We start from the raw sequence: 15,852 nt of genomic DNA, 5'->3' as shown, positions 1-15,852 counted from the left end.
CATGGACTTCGCGCTCACGCCGCCCGAGCCGGTCACCACGATCCCGGCCGAGCGCGCCGCCGGGCTGATCACGCTCAGTTCCGGTACCCGGACGGAAATCACCGTTCGCGCTTCGGAGTTCGCGTCCCGGCTCGAAGCCCTCGACGTCCGCTCGCCGGAGTTCACCGACCTGCTCGACGAGCTGCTGGCCGTCGGCGAGGCCGACATGCGCGCGGCGGCCGGGGTCGCCGGGACGATGCTCGACCGGTCGTTGCGCAGCGCGGCGTCGCCCCAGGACGGCGTCACGACGAGCCTCGCGAGCCTGCGCCGGACGGTCGCCGAGCTGGACCCGGCGAAGCTGCCGCTCACCGGCCGGAAGCTGCTGGGGATGTTCCCGGCCGCGGCCGGCGCGAAGCGGGCGCTGGACCGCTACCGCGCGGCGAACGAGCCGGTCAACGCGCTGGTCGTCGACCTGCGCGGCCGCCAGGACGTGCTGCGCCGCGACAACGCCTCGATCAAGGGTGAGCGCGAGCGGCTGTGGAAGGTGATGGGGAAGCTCGCCGAAGCGGCCGCCCTCGCCGAAGCCGTCGACGGCGCGATCGAAGCGCAGGCCGGCGTCTTCGACCTGACGGATCCCGCGCGCGCCAACGCGTTGCGTGCGGACGTGCTGTACCCGATCCGGCAGCGGCACCAGGACCTGCTGACCCAGCTGGCCGTCAGCGCACAGGGCTACCTCGCGCTGGATCTGGTGCGCAAGAACAACGACGAGCTGATCCGCGGCGTCGAGCGGGCGGTGTCGACGACGGTGTCCGCGTTGCGCGTCGCACTGCTGGTCAGCGGGGCTTTGGCGAGCCAGCGGGACGTCCTCGACGAGGTCGCGGCGCTGCAGGCGACCACCGACGGGCTGATCCGCGCCAACACCGAGCTGCTGGACCTGCAGTCCGCGGAGATCCGCAAGGCGAGCAGCGACCCGGCCGTCGCGACCGAGACGATCCGCGCGTCCTTCGACCGGATCTACGCCTCGATCGACGCGATCGACGGGTTCCGCGCCGACGCCGTCCGCACGATGGCCGCGACCGTCGAGTCGCTGTCCGGCGAGATCCGCCGCGCCGAAGACCACCTGCGGCGTTCGCACGAGGGGGAAGCATGATCAGGAAGGTGCTGGCGCTCTTCTTGGGTGCCGCGTTGCTGGCGGGGTGTTCCGGCTCGTCGTCCGCACCGCTGGGGGACCCCGAGCCGGGGACCTTGCGGATCCTCGCGGGCAGCGAGCTGGCGGACATGCAGCCGGTGCTCGACGAAGCCGCTCGCGCTACCGGCGTCACGGTCAAGTTCACCTTCACCGGTACGTTGGAAGGCGCCGAAGCGCTGGCCAACGGCGGCGTCGACGGCAAGTACGACGCCGTGTGGTTCTCGTCGAACCGTTACCTCGCAGGGATTCCCGAAGCGGCGAAACGGCTCGGCAACCAGGTCAAGATCATGAGCTCGCCGGTGGTGCTGGGGCTGGCCACGTCGGTGGTGCAGCGGCTCGGCTGGGCCGGCAAGCCGGTGAGCTGGGGCGAGATCGCCGCGCAGGCCGGGAAGAAGGCGTTCAGCTACGGGATGACGGACCCGTCGGCGTCGAACTCCGGGTTCTCGGCGCTGGTCGGCGTCGCTTCGGCGCTGGCCGGCGCGGGCAACGCGATCGACGCCCAGCAGATCGCTTCGGTGACTCCGCAGCTGACGCAGTTCTTCAGTGCCCAGGCGCTTTCGGCCGGCTCTTCGGGTTGGCTGTCGGACGCCTACATCCGGCGGGCGACCGGCCCGGACCCGATCGACGGGCTGATCAACTACGAATCCGTGCTGCTGTCGGCGAACGCGTCCGGGAAGCTGCCAGAGCCGCTGACGCTGGTCTACCCGAGCGACGGCGTCGTCACGGCGGACTACCCGCTGTCCCTGCTCGCTTCCGCCGGTGACGACGCGCGGTCGGCGCACCAGCGGCTTTCGGACTACCTGCGCACGCCCGACGTCCAGAAGCGGATCATGGAGACCACCCAGCGGCGGCCGGTCGTGCCGGGCGTGGCGCTAGGGTCGCAGTTCACCTCGCGCGACCTCGTCGAGCTGCCGTTCCCGGCGACGCAGCAGGCGGTGGACGCGCTGCTCCAGGCGTACTTCGACAAGATCCGGCGGCCGTCGCGGACGCTGTACGTGCTGGACACGTCCGGGTCGATGAAGGGCGATCGGATCGACTCGCTGCGGACGGCGCTGGTGGGGCTGACGGGGGCGGACAACTCGCTGACGGGCCGGTTCCGGCGGTTCCGGAGCCGGGAGGAGGTGACGATGCTGCCGTTCAACACAGTTCCTTCGCGGCCTTCGACGTTCACTGTGCCGGAGCAGGATCCTGCGGGCGAGCTGGCGCGCATCAAGGCGTTCGCCGAGGGGCTGACGGCCAACGGCGGGACGGCGATCTACGACAGCCTTTCCGAGGCCTACCGGGTGCTGGAACCGTTGGCGGCGCGCGATCCGGACCGGTTCACGTCCGTCGTCCTGATGACCGACGGCGAGAACGCGAACGGCTCGTCCCTGGCGGATTTCCAGGCGTCGTTCGGGTCGCTGCCGCCGGCGATGAAGCAGGTTCCGGTGTTCACCGTGCTGTTCGGGGAGGGGAGCAGCGACGAGCTGACGCAGGTGGCCGCGCTGACCGGCGGGAAGGTGTTCGACGCGCGGAAGGTCCAGCTGTCCGACGTCTTCCAGGAAATCCGCGGGTACCAATGATGCTGCGTTATCTGGGGTCGGGCAAGAACCTCCTCGGCTGTGTCGGTGGCCTGATCGGCGTCGTGCTGTACGTGACCGGGGTGGTCGGGTGGTTCTGGCCGTTCGTCGTGGTGGCGTTGTACTCGGCCGGTGCTTTGCTGGCGCCTTCCGAGAAGGTCCGGTTGGTGCCGGACCTCTCGACTTCGCTGCTTTCGTCCTTGGAGACCTTGGTTTCGCGGGTCTCTTCGCAGGCGTCGCGGATGCCTGCGTCTACTGTGGACACCGTTGGGCGGATCGCTGCGATCCTGCGGGACTTGCTGTCGGATCCCGCGCGGCTGGCCGCTGATCCTGATCTCCAGCATTCTCTTGTCCGGCTGGTGCGGACGGATTTGCCGCTGTCGCTGGAGACTTACCTGAATCTGCCGTGGTGGTTCGCTTCCCGGCGGGCCGGCGCGGGTGAGGAATTGGTGGTCCAGCTGGGTTTGCTCGAGACTGAGGCGCATCGGGTGGCCGAGCGGTTCTACGCCTCCGACGTCGACCGGCAGGCCGATCACACGCGGTATCTGCGAGACCGGGACGTGTGAGTTTCCGGCCCTACCCTTGTGAGTGATGACGTTCGAACGCGCGTTCGAGTAGCTTCGAGGTCATGGACGCGAACCGAGTTTCGGCAAGGTCAGGGTCACCGCTGCGGTGGTCAACCAGCTCAACAGATCGGCGAGAGGAATGCGGGAAAGCCGTTCCGGCCACTCTTCCGCGACAGTGTGCAGCACGAGTTCGTCGTGCCGGGGCTCCACCTTCGTCAGCTTTATCCCCGGCGGGAGTTCCGGCAGGGGAAGCACGATCGGGTGAAAGCGCCTCGGTGGACGCAGTCGTCGTTGTCCTATGTGGAGCGTCCGGGGGACGAGGACGACGGCGTCGTCGGCCACCTGGGCCTCGAGGGTCAAGTGGCCCCAGTGGGGCTTCTTGGCCCAGTGGATCTGGAGCAGCCCGCTGCCGGCCGGGGCGGCCACGATCCCGGGCCGGACCTGCGCCACCCTTTCGCGGAGCACATCCGCGGAGACGGCGATCCGCAGGTCCACGCGGGCCGGTTTGGCGGCGGGCGTCGGGAGTGAGCGCAGGCGGACGTCCTCGGCGAGCACGGTGACCCGCCGCAGCGGAATGCTGCCGCCTTCGGGCTCGGGCCAGTCGACGTCTTCGGCGACGATGCGCACGTCGCCGACGCGTCCGGTGGCCAGCCGGAGGCTGTCGGCCGGGTAGTCGAGTTCGGCGAGGGTCAGGCCGACCTCGCGGTCCCCGACCTTGGCGGTCAGCCGCCGCCCGACGAGCTGCTCGGTGACGGTCCGCACCAGCGCGCCGGGCGTGACGGGAACGTTCGGCAGCAGCGATCGCCCCGCCGCGGCCAGCCCGGCCAGCTCAGGCCACGGCGACCAGCCGTCGAACCACCTGCCGTCACTCATCCGTCCAGTGTCGCGCAAGGAGAGGTGAAGCGCCGACGCCAGGTAACGCAAAAGGAGGTTTCTCACGCGGCAGGGGATTGGCGGCAGCGGATTACCCGGCGCCACTGGCCAATGGCCACGGGCTTCCCATCGCCGAGTGCAACAGCCGCCAGGCACCGGCTTCCTGACAGCGGTCAGCCATCAGTACCCATCCGCCCCGGCCGCCAACCTTCAGCCAACCCGACTCCGGCCACGGGTCCCCCGCGGGGCAACGAGGCGGCGTGCGTTCCGTTGGCAAGGCGGCGGGTGTTGCCGGCGCCGGTGGGCGTTCCGTTGGTGAGGCGGCGGCCGTTCCCGGCGCGAGTTGGCGTTCCGTTGGCAAGGCGGCGGGTGTTGCCGGCGCCAGTGGGCGTGCCGTTGGTGAGGCGGCGGGTGTGCCCGGCGCCAGTGGGCGTTCCGTTGGCAAGGCGGCGGGCGTTCCCCGCACCAGCGGGCGTTCCGTGTCGAGGCGGCATGCGTTCCTGCGGTCGCAGCCTCGGCCGGCGGACGTTCCTCCGCAGCGGCCGCCGCGTAAGCGGCCGGTGCGGGATCAGCTCACTGTCCCGCACCTCCGTGCGACATCAGTACTCGATCCGCAAGCAGGGAGCGGATCGTGAGCCACCTGCCGCCACCGGAGGGGGCAGTGACGGCAGGTGGCAGCGTGGAGGGCGACGTCGCCCGCCGGTCACCGGCCCGCGAAGCGGGCGATGATGCCGGTGATGACCAGCCAGAACACCGCGGCCAAGCCGAAGTCGAGGATGACTTGCAGGCTGCCGTTGTCCACGTTGAACAGCCCCGGCCAGAACAACGCGAGAGGGACAGCCAACGACTTGATGAAGATGAAGAAGGCGTTGCCGGCATTGGCGCCGGCGAGCACCATGATCATGTAGAGAACTTCGATCCCCGCGAAGATCGCGCCGATCGCCGTGATGACCCGCACGGCCGTGTTCCGTCTGGTGGTGGTTCGCCAAGGAGACATGTCCGGAAAATTCCCGGATCGGGTGACCGATCAAACGCTCAATCCGCAAGATTGCGCCGTTCGGCCGCTCCTCGTTGCTCTCCGCCGCCCCATTCGGACGCTCCGTGAGCTCTCACGCGACCGAAAAGCCCCGAGAAGCCTCGGGCAAGCGCCCGTCACCGCGATCCCAGCAACCTCGCGATGGCCCAGTCCTGCACCGCGAGACCGACCGACTTGAACACCGTTCGCCCGCTCACCGCCGGCGGCGTCCGCAACGCATCACCGAGTTCGACCAACGAAGACCGCGCCACCAACCCGGCGTCCACCGCGTGGATCACCTCACCGGCCTCCTCGAGCACCGCCTCGACCTGATCCACCACGACACACGCGGCACCCCCGAGCAACCCGGCCGGAAGCTCCCGCATGGAAGGCAGGTACGACCCGATCGCGTTGACGTGAACCCGCTCCGGCAAGTCGTCCACATCGAACAGAGGAGTCGAAGATGACGTAGCACAGCACACGATCTCCGCATCGGAGACGGCGTCCGCGGCCGACGACGCCACCCGCGTCGTCACGTCCGGGAACTCGGCGGCCATCCGCTCCGCGAAGGCGAGCGCGCGCGTCCGCGAACGGCCGAACACCGCCAGCCGGCTCAATGGGCGGACCGCGGCCACCGCGCGCACCTGGTCGGCGGCCTGCGCGCCGGTGCCGAGGAGTGCCAGGCGGCCGGCGGACGGCGGGGCGAGCAGGTCCGTCGCGACGCCGGAGGCCGCGCCCGTGCGCAGGGTGGTCACCTCGATCGCGTCGGCGACCACCTGGCCCGCGGCCGTGTTCCACACGAGCGTCCCGAGGATCATCGGGGTCCGGCCGGCGACCAGGCTGAGCGTTTTCACGACCGTCGTCGACGTCGGCGTGTGGCACGCGCTCATCACCAGCGTCGTGCCGCCGCCGAAGGACAACCGTTGCGGCACCACGAATCGGCCGGCGGCGAGGTCGAGGAAGGCGTCGCGGACCGCGTCGACGGCGGCCGGCATCGGCACGGCTTCCCGGACGGCTTGGGCATCGAGCATGCGCGGACCCTTCGGAGTCGGAAGCTCCGGCTAGCCTGACGGGGTGCCCGATGCCACGCAAGATCCACCCGTCGAAGAACAGCGGTTCGTCCGCGACGACTGGTACGGAGAGGAGATCACCGGACGGCACTACGTGCGCTGCGAGTTCCTCGAGGTCGACCTCTCGGAGGCACAGACGCGGAACTCGGTCTTCACCGACTGCGTGTTCGGGAACGTGCGGTTCAACGCGTCCCGCCACACGGACTCGGCGTTCACCGGCTGCGCCTTCAAGCGGTGCAACTTCTTCGACGCCGAGTTCACCGGGTGCAAGCTCGTCGGTGCGACGTTCAGCGAGTGCGAGCTGCGGCCGCTGCGGGTCACCGGTGGCGACTGGTCGTTCGCCGGGCTGGCGGGGGCCGACCTGCGGTCGGTCGCCTTCCACGGGGTGCGGATGCGCGAAGCCGACCTCACCGGGGCGAACTGCGGCGACGCCGTGTTCGCCGACGTCGACCTCTCGGGCGCGGCGCTGCACGCCGTCAAGCTGCCGCGTGCGGAGCTGCGGGGCAGCGACCTGTCGGCGCTCGACCCGGTCAACGCCGACCTGGCGGGGGCGATCGTGTCACCCGAACAGGCTGCGGTGCTCGTCACGTCGCTGGGGTTGCGCGTCCGGGCGTAGGCTCGGGCCGACCGGGAAGGAGGGCCGCATGGGCGTCGTGACACCGGGGTTCCGCGGCCGGGCCCGCAGCGGCAACCCGCGCCTGCCACCCGGGCAGTACCTCGCCGAGGACTTCCCCGTGCTGTCGGCGGGACCGACTCCGCGCGTCCGCACCGAGACGTGGGAGTTCACGGTCACCACCGAGACCGGTGAGAAGCACGCCTGGAGCTGGGCCGAGCTGATGGCCCTGCCCAGCGAGAAGCCCACAGTGGACATCCACTGCGTCACCCAGTGGTCCAAATTGGACACCCGCTGGCGGGGCGTCTCGGTGGACACGCTGGTCGGCGGGCTCGACACGGCCGCCGACTACGTCATGGTGCACGCCTACGGCGGCTACACCACGAACCTGCCGCTCGCCGACCTGCTCGACGGCCAGGCCTGGATCGCCTACGAGTACGGCGGCAAGCCGCTCACGCCCGAGCACGGCGGCCCGGCGCGGCTGCTCGTGCCGCACCTGTACTTCTGGAAGTCCGCGAAGTGGGTGCGCGGCCTGGAGCTGAAGACCCGGGACGAGCCCGGCTTCTGGGAGAACGTCGGCTACCACGACTACGGGGATCCATGGCGCGAACAGCGGTATCAGGGCGACTAGCCTGGCGGGTCGCCCGCCTGGCCGAAATCCGCGACGAGACCCCGACGGCCCGCACGCTCGTCTTCGACCTGCCCGGCTGGCCGGGGCACCTGGCGGGACAGCACGTCGACGTCCGGCTGACCGCCGCCGACGGCTACCGCGCGCAGCGCAGCTACTCGCTCGCCGCGCCCGCCGACGGTGACACTGTCGAGCTGACGGTCCAGCGCGTCGCCGACGGTGAGGTGTCCGAGCACCTGACCGGTCCGTACGCGGTCGGCGACCCCGTCGAGATCCGCGGCCCCGTCGGGGGCTGGTTCGTCTGGCGTCCGACGGACCCCGAGCCGGTCCTGCTCGTCGCGGGCGGCTCGGGCATCGTGCCGCTGATGGCGATGATCCGCGCCCGCCGCGCGGCCGGCGTCCGGACGCCGTTCAAGCTGATCTACTCGCTGCGCACGCCGGCCGAGCAGTACTACGCCGACGAGCTGCGCACGCCGGTGGCCGGGCTGGACATCACCTACGTCCACACGCGTGAGCTGCCGGAGGGCCGCCCCGGCATCCCGCGGCGCATCGACGTCGCCACGCTCAACACCGCGGGCTGGCCGGCGGAGTTCGGCGCGTCGTGCTTCGTCTGCGGCCCGACGGGCTTCGTCGAGACCGTGGCCGACATCCTGGTCGCCCTCGGCCACGATCCGCACCGGATCCGCACCGAGCGGTTCGGCCCCAGCCGGGACTAGTGAGCCACCCATCTGATGAATAGGTGACAAGACGCCCCGCTGAGCGGGAACTTGTCGACATTGGCGTTCAAAGATCCTATGTTTCGTCCCATGCTGACGAAGTGGGGCTCGAAGCGGCGCCGCACCGTGGTGACCGTTCTCCTGGGGGCGGGCGCGCTGCTCGCCGCGACCGGCCCGGCCGCCGCCGCGGATCCGGACTCCGCCGCCGACCGGGACGTCTACGTCTCGCCGGCCGGCTCCGACCACGCCCCGGGCACCGCGCACCGGCCCGTGCGGACCCTCGGCAAGGCACGTGACCTCGTGCGCCAACGCGCGCCGCACCTCACGCGCGACCTCACCGTGCACCTCGCTCCCGGCGTCTTCCGGCTGACCGAGCCGCTGCGGCTCGACGCCCGGGACTCGGGCGGCAACGGCCACCGCGTCATCTGGCAGGGCAGCGGCGACACCGAGCTGAACGGCGGCGTGCGCGTCACCGGGTGGCGGCCGGTCCCGGGCCGGGCCGGGCTGTTCGCCGCGCCCGCGCCCGCCGGGCTCGACAACAGCCGGCAGCTGTACGTCGACGGCGTCCGCGAACAACGCGCCCGCGGCCCGCTGCCGGTGACCGTCAAGGCCACCGCCACCGGCTACACCGCGAGCGCCGACACCCTCGCGCACTGGCGCAACCCGAAGGACGTCGAGTTCGTCTACACCGCCGGCGAAGCGCTGTGGAACATCCAGCGCGACGGCCTCGGCCAGTGGACCGAGCCACGCTGCCCGCTCGCCGCGGCCGAGGGCACGACCATCACCATGGCCCAGCCCTGCTGGGACAACTCGACCAAGCGCGTGCTCTTCCCGGACATCCCGGGCCGCAGCGTCAACATGGTCGGCCCGGCCGACCTCACCAACGGCAGGCACCCGACCTACGCGGAAAACGCCTTCGAGCTGCTCGACACCCCGGGCGAGTGGTACCTCGACCGGGCGGCGCACGTCGTCTACTACCTGCCGAAGCCGGGCCAGGACCTGCGCCGCGCCGACGTCGAGGTGCCGGTGCTGGAAAAGCTCGTCGACGCGCGGGGAATCCACGACGTCGCCTTCCGCGGACTGCGCTACTCCTACGCGACCTGGCTGACGCCGTCGTCGCCGGAGGGCTTCTCCGAAATCCAGGCGGGCTACACGATCACCGGCGCCGACGGCTGGGCCACGCAGGGGCTCTGCCAGTTCGTGCCCGGCGGCACCTGCCCGTACGCGTCGTGGACGCGCGAGCCCGCGAACGTCTCCGTGTCGCACGGCCAGCGCGTCGAGTTCAGCGACAGCGTGTTCGCGCACCTCGGCGGAGCCGGGCTGGACCTCATCGACGGCACCAAGGAATCCCAGGTCCGCGGCGACATCTTCACCGACATCTCGGGCAACGGCGTCCAGCTCGGCGGAGTCGACAAACCGACCACGGACACCGACGCCGACGTCGTGCGCGACATCGCGGTGACCGACAACCACCTCTACGGCCTGCCGCGGGAGTTCCACGGCGGCGTGCCGATCGTCAACGGCTACACCGTGCGGAACACGTTGTCCCACAACCAGATCGACCACGTCGGTTACTCGGCGATCTCGGTCGGCTGGGGCGGCTGGCCCGACAAGATCAAGCAGCCGGCGACGCCGAACCTGTCGCACGACAACACCGTCTCGGACAACCTGATCTTCGACTACATGCTGATGCTCGACGACGGCGGCGGCGTCTACACCCAGGGCATCACCGGCACTTCCCTCGACGACGGCGAGAAGGTCACCGGCAACGTGATCCACGGCCAGTGGGGGCTGGGCAAGGGCGTCTACACCGACAACGGCAACACCTACGAGACGATCCGCGGAAACGTCCTCTACGACATGGCGTACGCGAACGTCGGCACGGTGCACGTCGACTACCGCGACGGCCTGGGCAACAACGACCCGACGCTGACCGAGGGCAACTACTGGGAGCAGGGCGACCGTGACAAGGTCGACAAGGGCGCGATCACGCGCGGCAACAAGCTCCTGGGCAATCCAGCCGAAGCGCCGGCGGCGATCGTCGCGAACGCGGGCCTCGAACCGGCGTACCGCGGTCTCCTCACCCGCCGGGTGGGCGGCGCGGCCCCGGCCGAAGCGCCGTCGCGAGTGGGCACGTTCGCCGTCGCCGGGAAGCTCTACGCCACCTGGAATCCGACGTACGCGTTCAACAACGCCCCCGTGACGCAGTACGTGGTGACGGCCACGGGCGGTGGCCGCACCTTCTCGGCGACGATCTCGGCAGCCGACTTCGCGAAGCGCGCGTATGCGGAGGTCCCGGGCCTGACGGACGGGACGGCGTACACGGTGACGGTCGCGGCCCGCAACGCTTACGGCACAAGCGAACCCTCCTTGGCCGCGGCCCCGGTGACGCCGGGCCCGAAGCCGGGAGTGCTGCCGGGAGCCCCGACGAGCGCCCGGGCCTTGCCGAGCGCGACGGCGGCCTCGATCCGCTGGAACCCACCGGCGGCCACGGGCGACACGCCGGTCCTGGGCTACACGATCACGGTGTCCGACGGCCGCACGATCGCGGTGGAGGGCCGCGACGCGCTGGTCACCCAGCCGACGATCAAGGGCATGACCAGGGTGGTGGCCGACCTGGAACCGGGCACGGCGTACACGTTCACGGTGGCAGCGGTGACGGCAACTGGAACCGGCCCAGCCGCCACCTTCACCGCGACGACGCCGGCAGCCTGACGGGACGCTAGGGGGCGTCCGGCCGCGAAAGCAGCTCTCGTAGCGTCGCGAGCAGCTCTCGCCGGTCCGACGCCCCCAGCTTCCCGCGGATCCGGGCCATGTGGTGCTCCACCGTCTTCCCGGAGATGAACAGCTTCGACCCGGCCTGCTTGTACGTCAGCCCCTCGACGACCAGCCGGGCCACCTCCAGCTCGCGCTCGCTCAACGCCGCCAGTCCCGTTCCCGCCGAGGCCGGCTCCGTCGTTCCCGGCTCGCGGCGGGCCGCCGTCCCCTGGAACTGGCGGGCCGCCTCCAGCAGCTGGACCATCGCCTTGCGATCGGACGTGCGGATCGCCGCCTGGCCCGCCAGCCGGGCCGCGTCCCAGCGCAATCCGAGGTCGTGCATCTCGGCCGCCGCGGCGGAAATCGTGTCCGGGGCGAACTGGCCGCCCAGGACCGACAGCCAGCACCGGGCCGCCGTCGCCAGCGCGCTCGGGTAGCGGCCGCAGTGGGCGTGCGTCGTCAACGTCGCCAGGTGCGCCTTCGCCGCTTCCGCGTCCTCCAACGTGATCGCCGCGTGGAGCTCGTGCCACACCAGGGAGACCGTCCACAGTGGAGGCTCGCCGAGGCGGGCCAGCAGCGCGTGGGCGCGTTCCAGCTGGCCGGAAATCTTCGCGAACGCCCCCGTGCGGGCCGCCGCGATCGCCAGCTCGCCCAGGGGCAGCAGGCCGAACAGGTCCGTCTGCTGGCGCATCGACGCCTGGTACGCGCGGTTCCACGACCGCTGCAGCCCGACGAGGTCACTCGCCCGGCGCGCCAGGCCCAGCTCCAGCGTCGCGAAGAACAGCTCGTCGCGGGCCTCCAGGGTCCGGCCGGCCACGGCGTCGCGGTGTTCGGCCGCCGTCGCGAGGTCGCCCGCCGTCATCGCCACCCAGCCCAGCAGCAGCCGGTGGCGGACCGCCAGGAGGTCGCCGCCGATGCCGCCGTCGAGGGCCCGCGTCAGCACCGACTCCGCCAGCGCCAGCTCGCCCGTGTGCAACGCCGCCAGCGCGGCCAGCGCCGCCGGGCCGTCCGGCAGCAGCGTGCCGCCCAGCGCCGGTTCCAGCATCGCCGCCGCGCCGAGCAGCGTCGACAACGTCTCCGTCGCGCAGCCGGACACCGAATCGGCGATGCCGCGGGCCATCCGGGTCGCCGCGCCGGCGAACAACGTCGGCGCCACGCCGGGGGCGGGGGAGTCGAGGAGGCGCTGGGCGCCGGCCAGGTCGCCGGTGCCGACCAGCGCGATCGCCGCGAACGCGTCGGCCCCGGCCCAGGTGCCGGCGCCGTCCGGGGAGGTGCGGGACGCCCAGTGGTAGAGCTCCGCGCTGCGGGCCAGCTCGCCGCGGTGCGCCAGCACGGTCGCCGCGATCGCCGCGCCGGACGCGCGGGTTTCGGGGTCCGGGTCGCCGAGCATGCCGTCGCCGAGGCGCAACGCCGTGTCGAGGTCGCCCGACAACGCCGTCGCGCGCGCCCAGCCCGTCGTGACGGCGGACGAGCGGTCGCCCGCTTCGGCGGCCGCCTCGAACAACCGCGTCGCCAGCCGGGCGTCCGTCGGCAGGGCTTCGGCGGCCGCGGCGGCGAACGCGGCCGCGGCGGACGCGCCCGAGCTGCCCGTGCCGAGCAGCGACCGCGCCAGGTCGAGCACCGGCAGGCCGTTCGCGAGCTGCAGCTCGACCAGCCGCTGCACCGTCGTCAGCCGGCGCGCGGGCGGCCCGAAGTCGCGGACGGCGGCCGCGGCCAGCGGCGGCAGCGTGTCGTCCGGGCCGAGCAACCCGGTCGCCCGGGCGGCGTCGACGATCGCGGGCAGCCGGTCGGGGCCGCGGTCCAGCAGCGCGCACAGCAGGTCGAGGTTGCGCCCCGCCCCGGCTTCGGCCGCGGTCAGGTAGCGCAGGACGTCGTCGTCGAGCTCGTCCAGCTCCGGCCGGAAGTCCTCCAGCCGCCCGAGCAGCTCCCGCTCGGCCAGCCGCGGCACGCCGCCGCTGCGCGCGTGCAGCTCGGCCGCCGCGGCGGGATCGGCGGGCCGGCCCGTCACGGCCGTGATCAGCCGCGCGACGTCTTCGACGCCGAGCGGGCCGAGCTGCAGCAGCGTCCAGGCGGCCGACACCGGGGCCGGCCGGTGCGCGACGACGATCGGGCCGTCCGCGCCGGTGAGGAGCTCCTCGAGCTGGTCGGGGGCCAGCCGGTCGGCGTCGTCGACGAGCAGGGCCTCGACGCCGGCTTCGCGGTAGCAGCGGTCGAGGGCGGCGAGCAGCACGCTCTTGCCGTACCCGCCGGGCGCGACGACGGCGAGCCGCAGGGGCGTGGCCGGGGCGGCCGCGACCTGGTCGAGCAGCTGCCGGGCGGCCGGGTGCACGGGGACGAGCGGGGAGACCTGCGTGAGCAGAGTGTTCAACAGTGACCTTCACCGGAGGGGGCGCCGGGGCGGGCGCAGTGGCTCGGGGCGGGGGAGGTGTCGGGGCCGGCGGTGGCTTCGCGGGCGGTGAGGGTGATCACGACGGCCGAGACGGCCGCCGCGAGCACGAGGACCGCGGCGGCGAGGGGGCGCCGCCGCCGGAACAGGTTGAGCGGGGTGGCGCGCTCGGGCAGTTCGAACGGCGTGATGTCGACCGGCGGCCGGGGCGGCCGCTCGCCGAGGTCACCGAGCGTGTCCACCTGGGGGAGCAGGGTGGTCTCGACGGCGGGGGGTTCGTGCGGGGCACCCCGGTGGTCCGCGCGCAGCGCCGCGAGGGCGGCCGCGCCGAGGGCGGCGGCCGCCGGCGGAACCGGTCCCGCGAACACCGGGCACGGCGGCCGGGCCGGCAGCGCGTGCGGCGGGACGTCGCCGCAGAACACCACGCCGGCGAGCCCCTTGGGGGACGTCGAAGCCGCGCCGGCGAGGGCGAACAGCGTGCTGAGCGCGGCGGCCGGGGCCACGCCTTCGGCACTGGTCGCGGGCTGCCACCCGCTCGCGCCGGTGGCCGTGGCCAGCGTGACGGTCACGCCGTCGGCGCCGAACTCGCACACCCCGGCGAACTGCGCGCCGGGGCCGGGGACCGGCAGGTGCGCGCCGAGCGCGGCGACCGAGCCGGGGACCAGCGTGACCGCGGTGAACCCGGCGTCGGCCAGGGCGCGGCGCAGCACGTCGCGGCGGTAGCCGCCCCAGTCGCCGGGGTGGGTCAGCACCAGGTGCTGCGGGGGCCCGCCGAGCAGGTTGGCGGCGTGCTCGGCGATGCCTTCGACGAGCACGGTGGTCAGCGTTTCGGGCGGGAACGGCTCGCCCTCGACGAGCATCGGCACGTCGTCGCCGATCCGCCGGTGGAAGCCGGTGAGCAGCCGGGACGGGACCCGGGCGCCCGCCTGCGCGGCCGCGTCGCCGGTCAGCAGGTACCCCTCGTCATCGAGGAACAGCGCGGACGCGGCGGCCGGGGTCCGTTCACCCAGCCAGAGGGGTTCGGGCTCGCCCCAGCCGGGGCCTTGCCGACGGCAGGTCGCGGCGTGGGTCCGCCCCTGTGCCACATCGATCCCGAGGACGTAGGGCAACGGCGCTTCCTCCTCACCTCGCGGGGCCGATCGGGGGTGCGGAATCCCCCTAGGGCTCGGGGCATCCTCACCCAAACGGGTTAGTCAAGCAAGTAGTTGGAAGGATTAAATCCAACTGAGTGCGTCTCGGATGAGCCCCTAACTCCCTAACGATGACATATCGATCCCCTATCGGCTGACCGGCCTGCAACTCGGAGTGATCCCCGATGTGCGTGGGGGGACCGGCTCCCTAACTTGATGTCGGAGCACCGGTCCCTGCGGCCGATGCTGTCCCCCGAACCACCGGACCAGGAGAAATCCCCATGGACTCCGTGCAGACGTTGCACGACTTCGCTCTGAACCTGCTCAACGACCCGACCGCGCTCGCGGCCTTCGGGACGGACCCGCAGGGCGTCCTCGCCGCCGCCGGTCTCGGTGACGTCAGCGCCGCCGACGTGCACGAGGTCATCCCGCTGGTGCTCGACTTCGTCCCGGTCGACAGCCTCCCGGCCGTCGGTGGCCTCCCGGTCGTCGGCGACCTGGCCCCGGTCGGCACCGACGCCCCCGGCATCCAGGGCGCGATCGACCAGCTCACCGCCCTCACCGCGGGCCTCGGCCTGCCGGCCGTCCCGGAGCTGCCGGGCGTCGGCGACCTCGGCGTCGGCGAGCTGCCCGCCGTGGGCCAGCTGCCCGCCGTCGGCGCGCTCCCGGGCGTGAACGACCTCACCAACGTCGGCAACGTCACCGCGATCGCCGGCAACGTGCTCGGCGGCGACCTGGCGAACGGCCTCGACTCGGCCGCGCTGACCAACCTGACCGCCGCGCCGGCGTACCTGACCGACGCCAACGACGGTGTCGTCGCCGGCGCCGTCGACCAGGGCTACCAGGCCGTGGGCGGCGCTGTCGACCAGGCGCACCAGGCCGTCGGCCTGGCCAACGCGCAGGTCCACGAGGTCACCGCCGACGTGAACGACGTCACCGGCGGCCTCGGCGTCGGCGACGCGGTCAGCAACCTCACCGGCCACATCGGCGACTTCTCCGGCATCCTCCAGGGCGCCGGCGACGTGGCCTCCACGCACGGTGGCGGCCACCACGGCGCCGGCCCGCTGGGCGAGGTCACCAACGTCGTGACGAACGCCACCGGCATCAACGTGGACCACAACGTCGCGGGCCAGGTCACCGGCGCCGTGGGCGACATCGCCAGCGGCAACGGCACCGCCGTCCACGACGTGGTCTCCGACGTGGCGGACGTCAGCCACAACGCGCTGGGCAACCTGCACATCGGTGACATCGCGTCGAACGACATCCACCTCGGGCACTGATCCCCGAACCGGTCACCGGTGCCCGTCCCGCGGTCTGGGTGCAGCCGCGGGACGGGCACCCGGTGTGCGTACGGGGAGTAAACCGGGGACA

13 protein-coding genes are annotated in these 15,852 nt (G+C 72.2%); 8 read left to right on the top strand and 5 right to left on the bottom strand.

Annotation, left to right across the window (positions count from 1 at the left end; all coding sequences use genetic code 11):
• Position 1: 1 nt before the first annotated feature.
• The 3 genes from ACERZO_RS32585 to ACERZO_RS32575 are packed head-to-tail and all read left to right on the top strand — an operon-like array spanning position 2 to position 3,293.
• Positions 2-1,129 (top strand): toxic anion resistance protein, encoded by a 1,128-nt coding sequence (locus ACERZO_RS32585; RefSeq protein ID WP_372669167.1) that lies wholly within the window; start codon positions 2-4, stop codon positions 1,127-1,129.
• Entirely contained in the window at positions 1,126-2,730 is a 1,605-nt protein-coding gene (locus tag ACERZO_RS32580) for a substrate-binding domain-containing protein (protein WP_372669165.1), read from the top strand. The genes ACERZO_RS32585 and ACERZO_RS32580 overlap by 4 nt, the downstream gene beginning before the upstream one ends.
• Positions 2,727-3,293, top strand: coding sequence for a hypothetical protein (locus ACERZO_RS32575; protein WP_372669163.1), 567 nt, complete (start codon positions 2,727-2,729; stop codon positions 3,291-3,293). Before ACERZO_RS32580 ends, ACERZO_RS32575 begins: the two co-directional genes overlap by 4 nt.
• A gap of 60 nt (positions 3,294-3,353) precedes the next feature.
• On the opposite strand, the gene ACERZO_RS32570 is transcribed toward ACERZO_RS32575, so the two are convergent.
• From ACERZO_RS32570 to ACERZO_RS32560, 3 genes are all read right to left on the bottom strand, one after another.
• Entirely contained in the window at positions 3,354-4,166 is an 813-nt protein-coding gene (locus tag ACERZO_RS32570; protein WP_372669160.1) for a hypothetical protein, read from the bottom strand.
• A 703-nt stretch (positions 4,167-4,869) separates the two neighbouring features.
• Positions 4,870-5,124, bottom strand: coding sequence for a hypothetical protein (locus ACERZO_RS32565; RefSeq protein WP_372669159.1), 255 nt, complete (start codon positions 5,122-5,124; stop codon positions 4,870-4,872).
• 194 nt (positions 5,125-5,318) lie between these two features.
• On the bottom strand, positions 5,319-6,212 hold the full coding sequence (locus ACERZO_RS32560; RefSeq protein WP_372669157.1) for an ornithine cyclodeaminase family protein: 894 nt from the start codon (positions 6,210-6,212) through the stop codon (positions 5,319-5,321).
• A gap of 43 nt (positions 6,213-6,255) precedes the next feature.
• Between ACERZO_RS32560 and ACERZO_RS32555 the strand changes: the two genes are divergently transcribed.
• From ACERZO_RS32555 to ACERZO_RS32540, 4 genes are all read left to right on the top strand, one after another.
• Positions 6,256-6,867 (top strand): pentapeptide repeat-containing protein, encoded by a 612-nt coding sequence (locus ACERZO_RS32555; RefSeq protein WP_372669155.1) that lies wholly within the window; start codon positions 6,256-6,258, stop codon positions 6,865-6,867.
• Positions 6,868-6,895: 28 nt separating this feature from the next.
• Complete coding sequence (locus ACERZO_RS32550; protein WP_372669153.1) at positions 6,896-7,495, top strand: sulfite oxidase-like oxidoreductase; 600 nt, start codon at positions 6,896-6,898, stop codon at positions 7,493-7,495.
• Positions 7,465-8,208, top strand: a complete 744-nt coding sequence (locus ACERZO_RS32545; protein WP_372669151.1) for a ferredoxin reductase — start codon at positions 7,465-7,467, stop codon at positions 8,206-8,208. The genes ACERZO_RS32550 and ACERZO_RS32545 overlap by 31 nt, the downstream gene beginning before the upstream one ends.
• Before the next feature lie 90 nt (positions 8,209-8,298).
• On the top strand, positions 8,299-10,923 hold the full coding sequence (locus ACERZO_RS32540; protein ID WP_372669149.1) for a fibronectin type III domain-containing protein: 2,625 nt from the start codon (positions 8,299-8,301) through the stop codon (positions 10,921-10,923).
• A gap of 7 nt (positions 10,924-10,930) precedes the next feature.
• Here the strand turns inward: ACERZO_RS32540 and ACERZO_RS32535 are convergent, their stop codons facing one another.
• Together ACERZO_RS32535 and ACERZO_RS32530 are read right to left on the bottom strand one after the other, a co-directional pair.
• Positions 10,931-13,333 (bottom strand): helix-turn-helix transcriptional regulator, encoded by a 2,403-nt coding sequence (locus ACERZO_RS32535; RefSeq protein WP_372669147.1) that lies wholly within the window; start codon positions 13,331-13,333, stop codon positions 10,931-10,933.
• Positions 13,330-14,460: a molecular chaperone DnaK gene (locus ACERZO_RS32530; protein WP_372669145.1), complete on the bottom strand. Its 1,131-nt coding sequence runs from the start codon at positions 14,458-14,460 to the stop codon at positions 13,330-13,332. Before ACERZO_RS32530 ends, ACERZO_RS32535 begins: the two co-directional genes overlap by 4 nt.
• 302 nt (positions 14,461-14,762) lie before the next feature.
• Between ACERZO_RS32530 and ACERZO_RS32525 the strand changes: the two genes are divergently transcribed.
• Positions 14,763-15,761 carry an IniB N-terminal domain-containing protein gene (locus ACERZO_RS32525; RefSeq protein ID WP_372669144.1) on the top strand — a complete coding sequence of 333 codons (999 nt, stop codon included), beginning with the start codon at positions 14,763-14,765 and terminating at the stop codon, positions 15,759-15,761.
• Positions 15,762-15,852 lie beyond the last annotated feature (91 nt).

Origin of the sequence: Amycolatopsis kentuckyensis, from assembly GCF_041679295.1 — a bacterium.
Taxonomy (GTDB): Bacteria; Actinomycetota; Actinomycetes; order Mycobacteriales; family Pseudonocardiaceae; genus Amycolatopsis; species Amycolatopsis kentuckyensis_A.
Note: the sequence above shows the minus strand (reverse complement) of the source record. Positions and strands in the feature narration are given on the sequence as shown.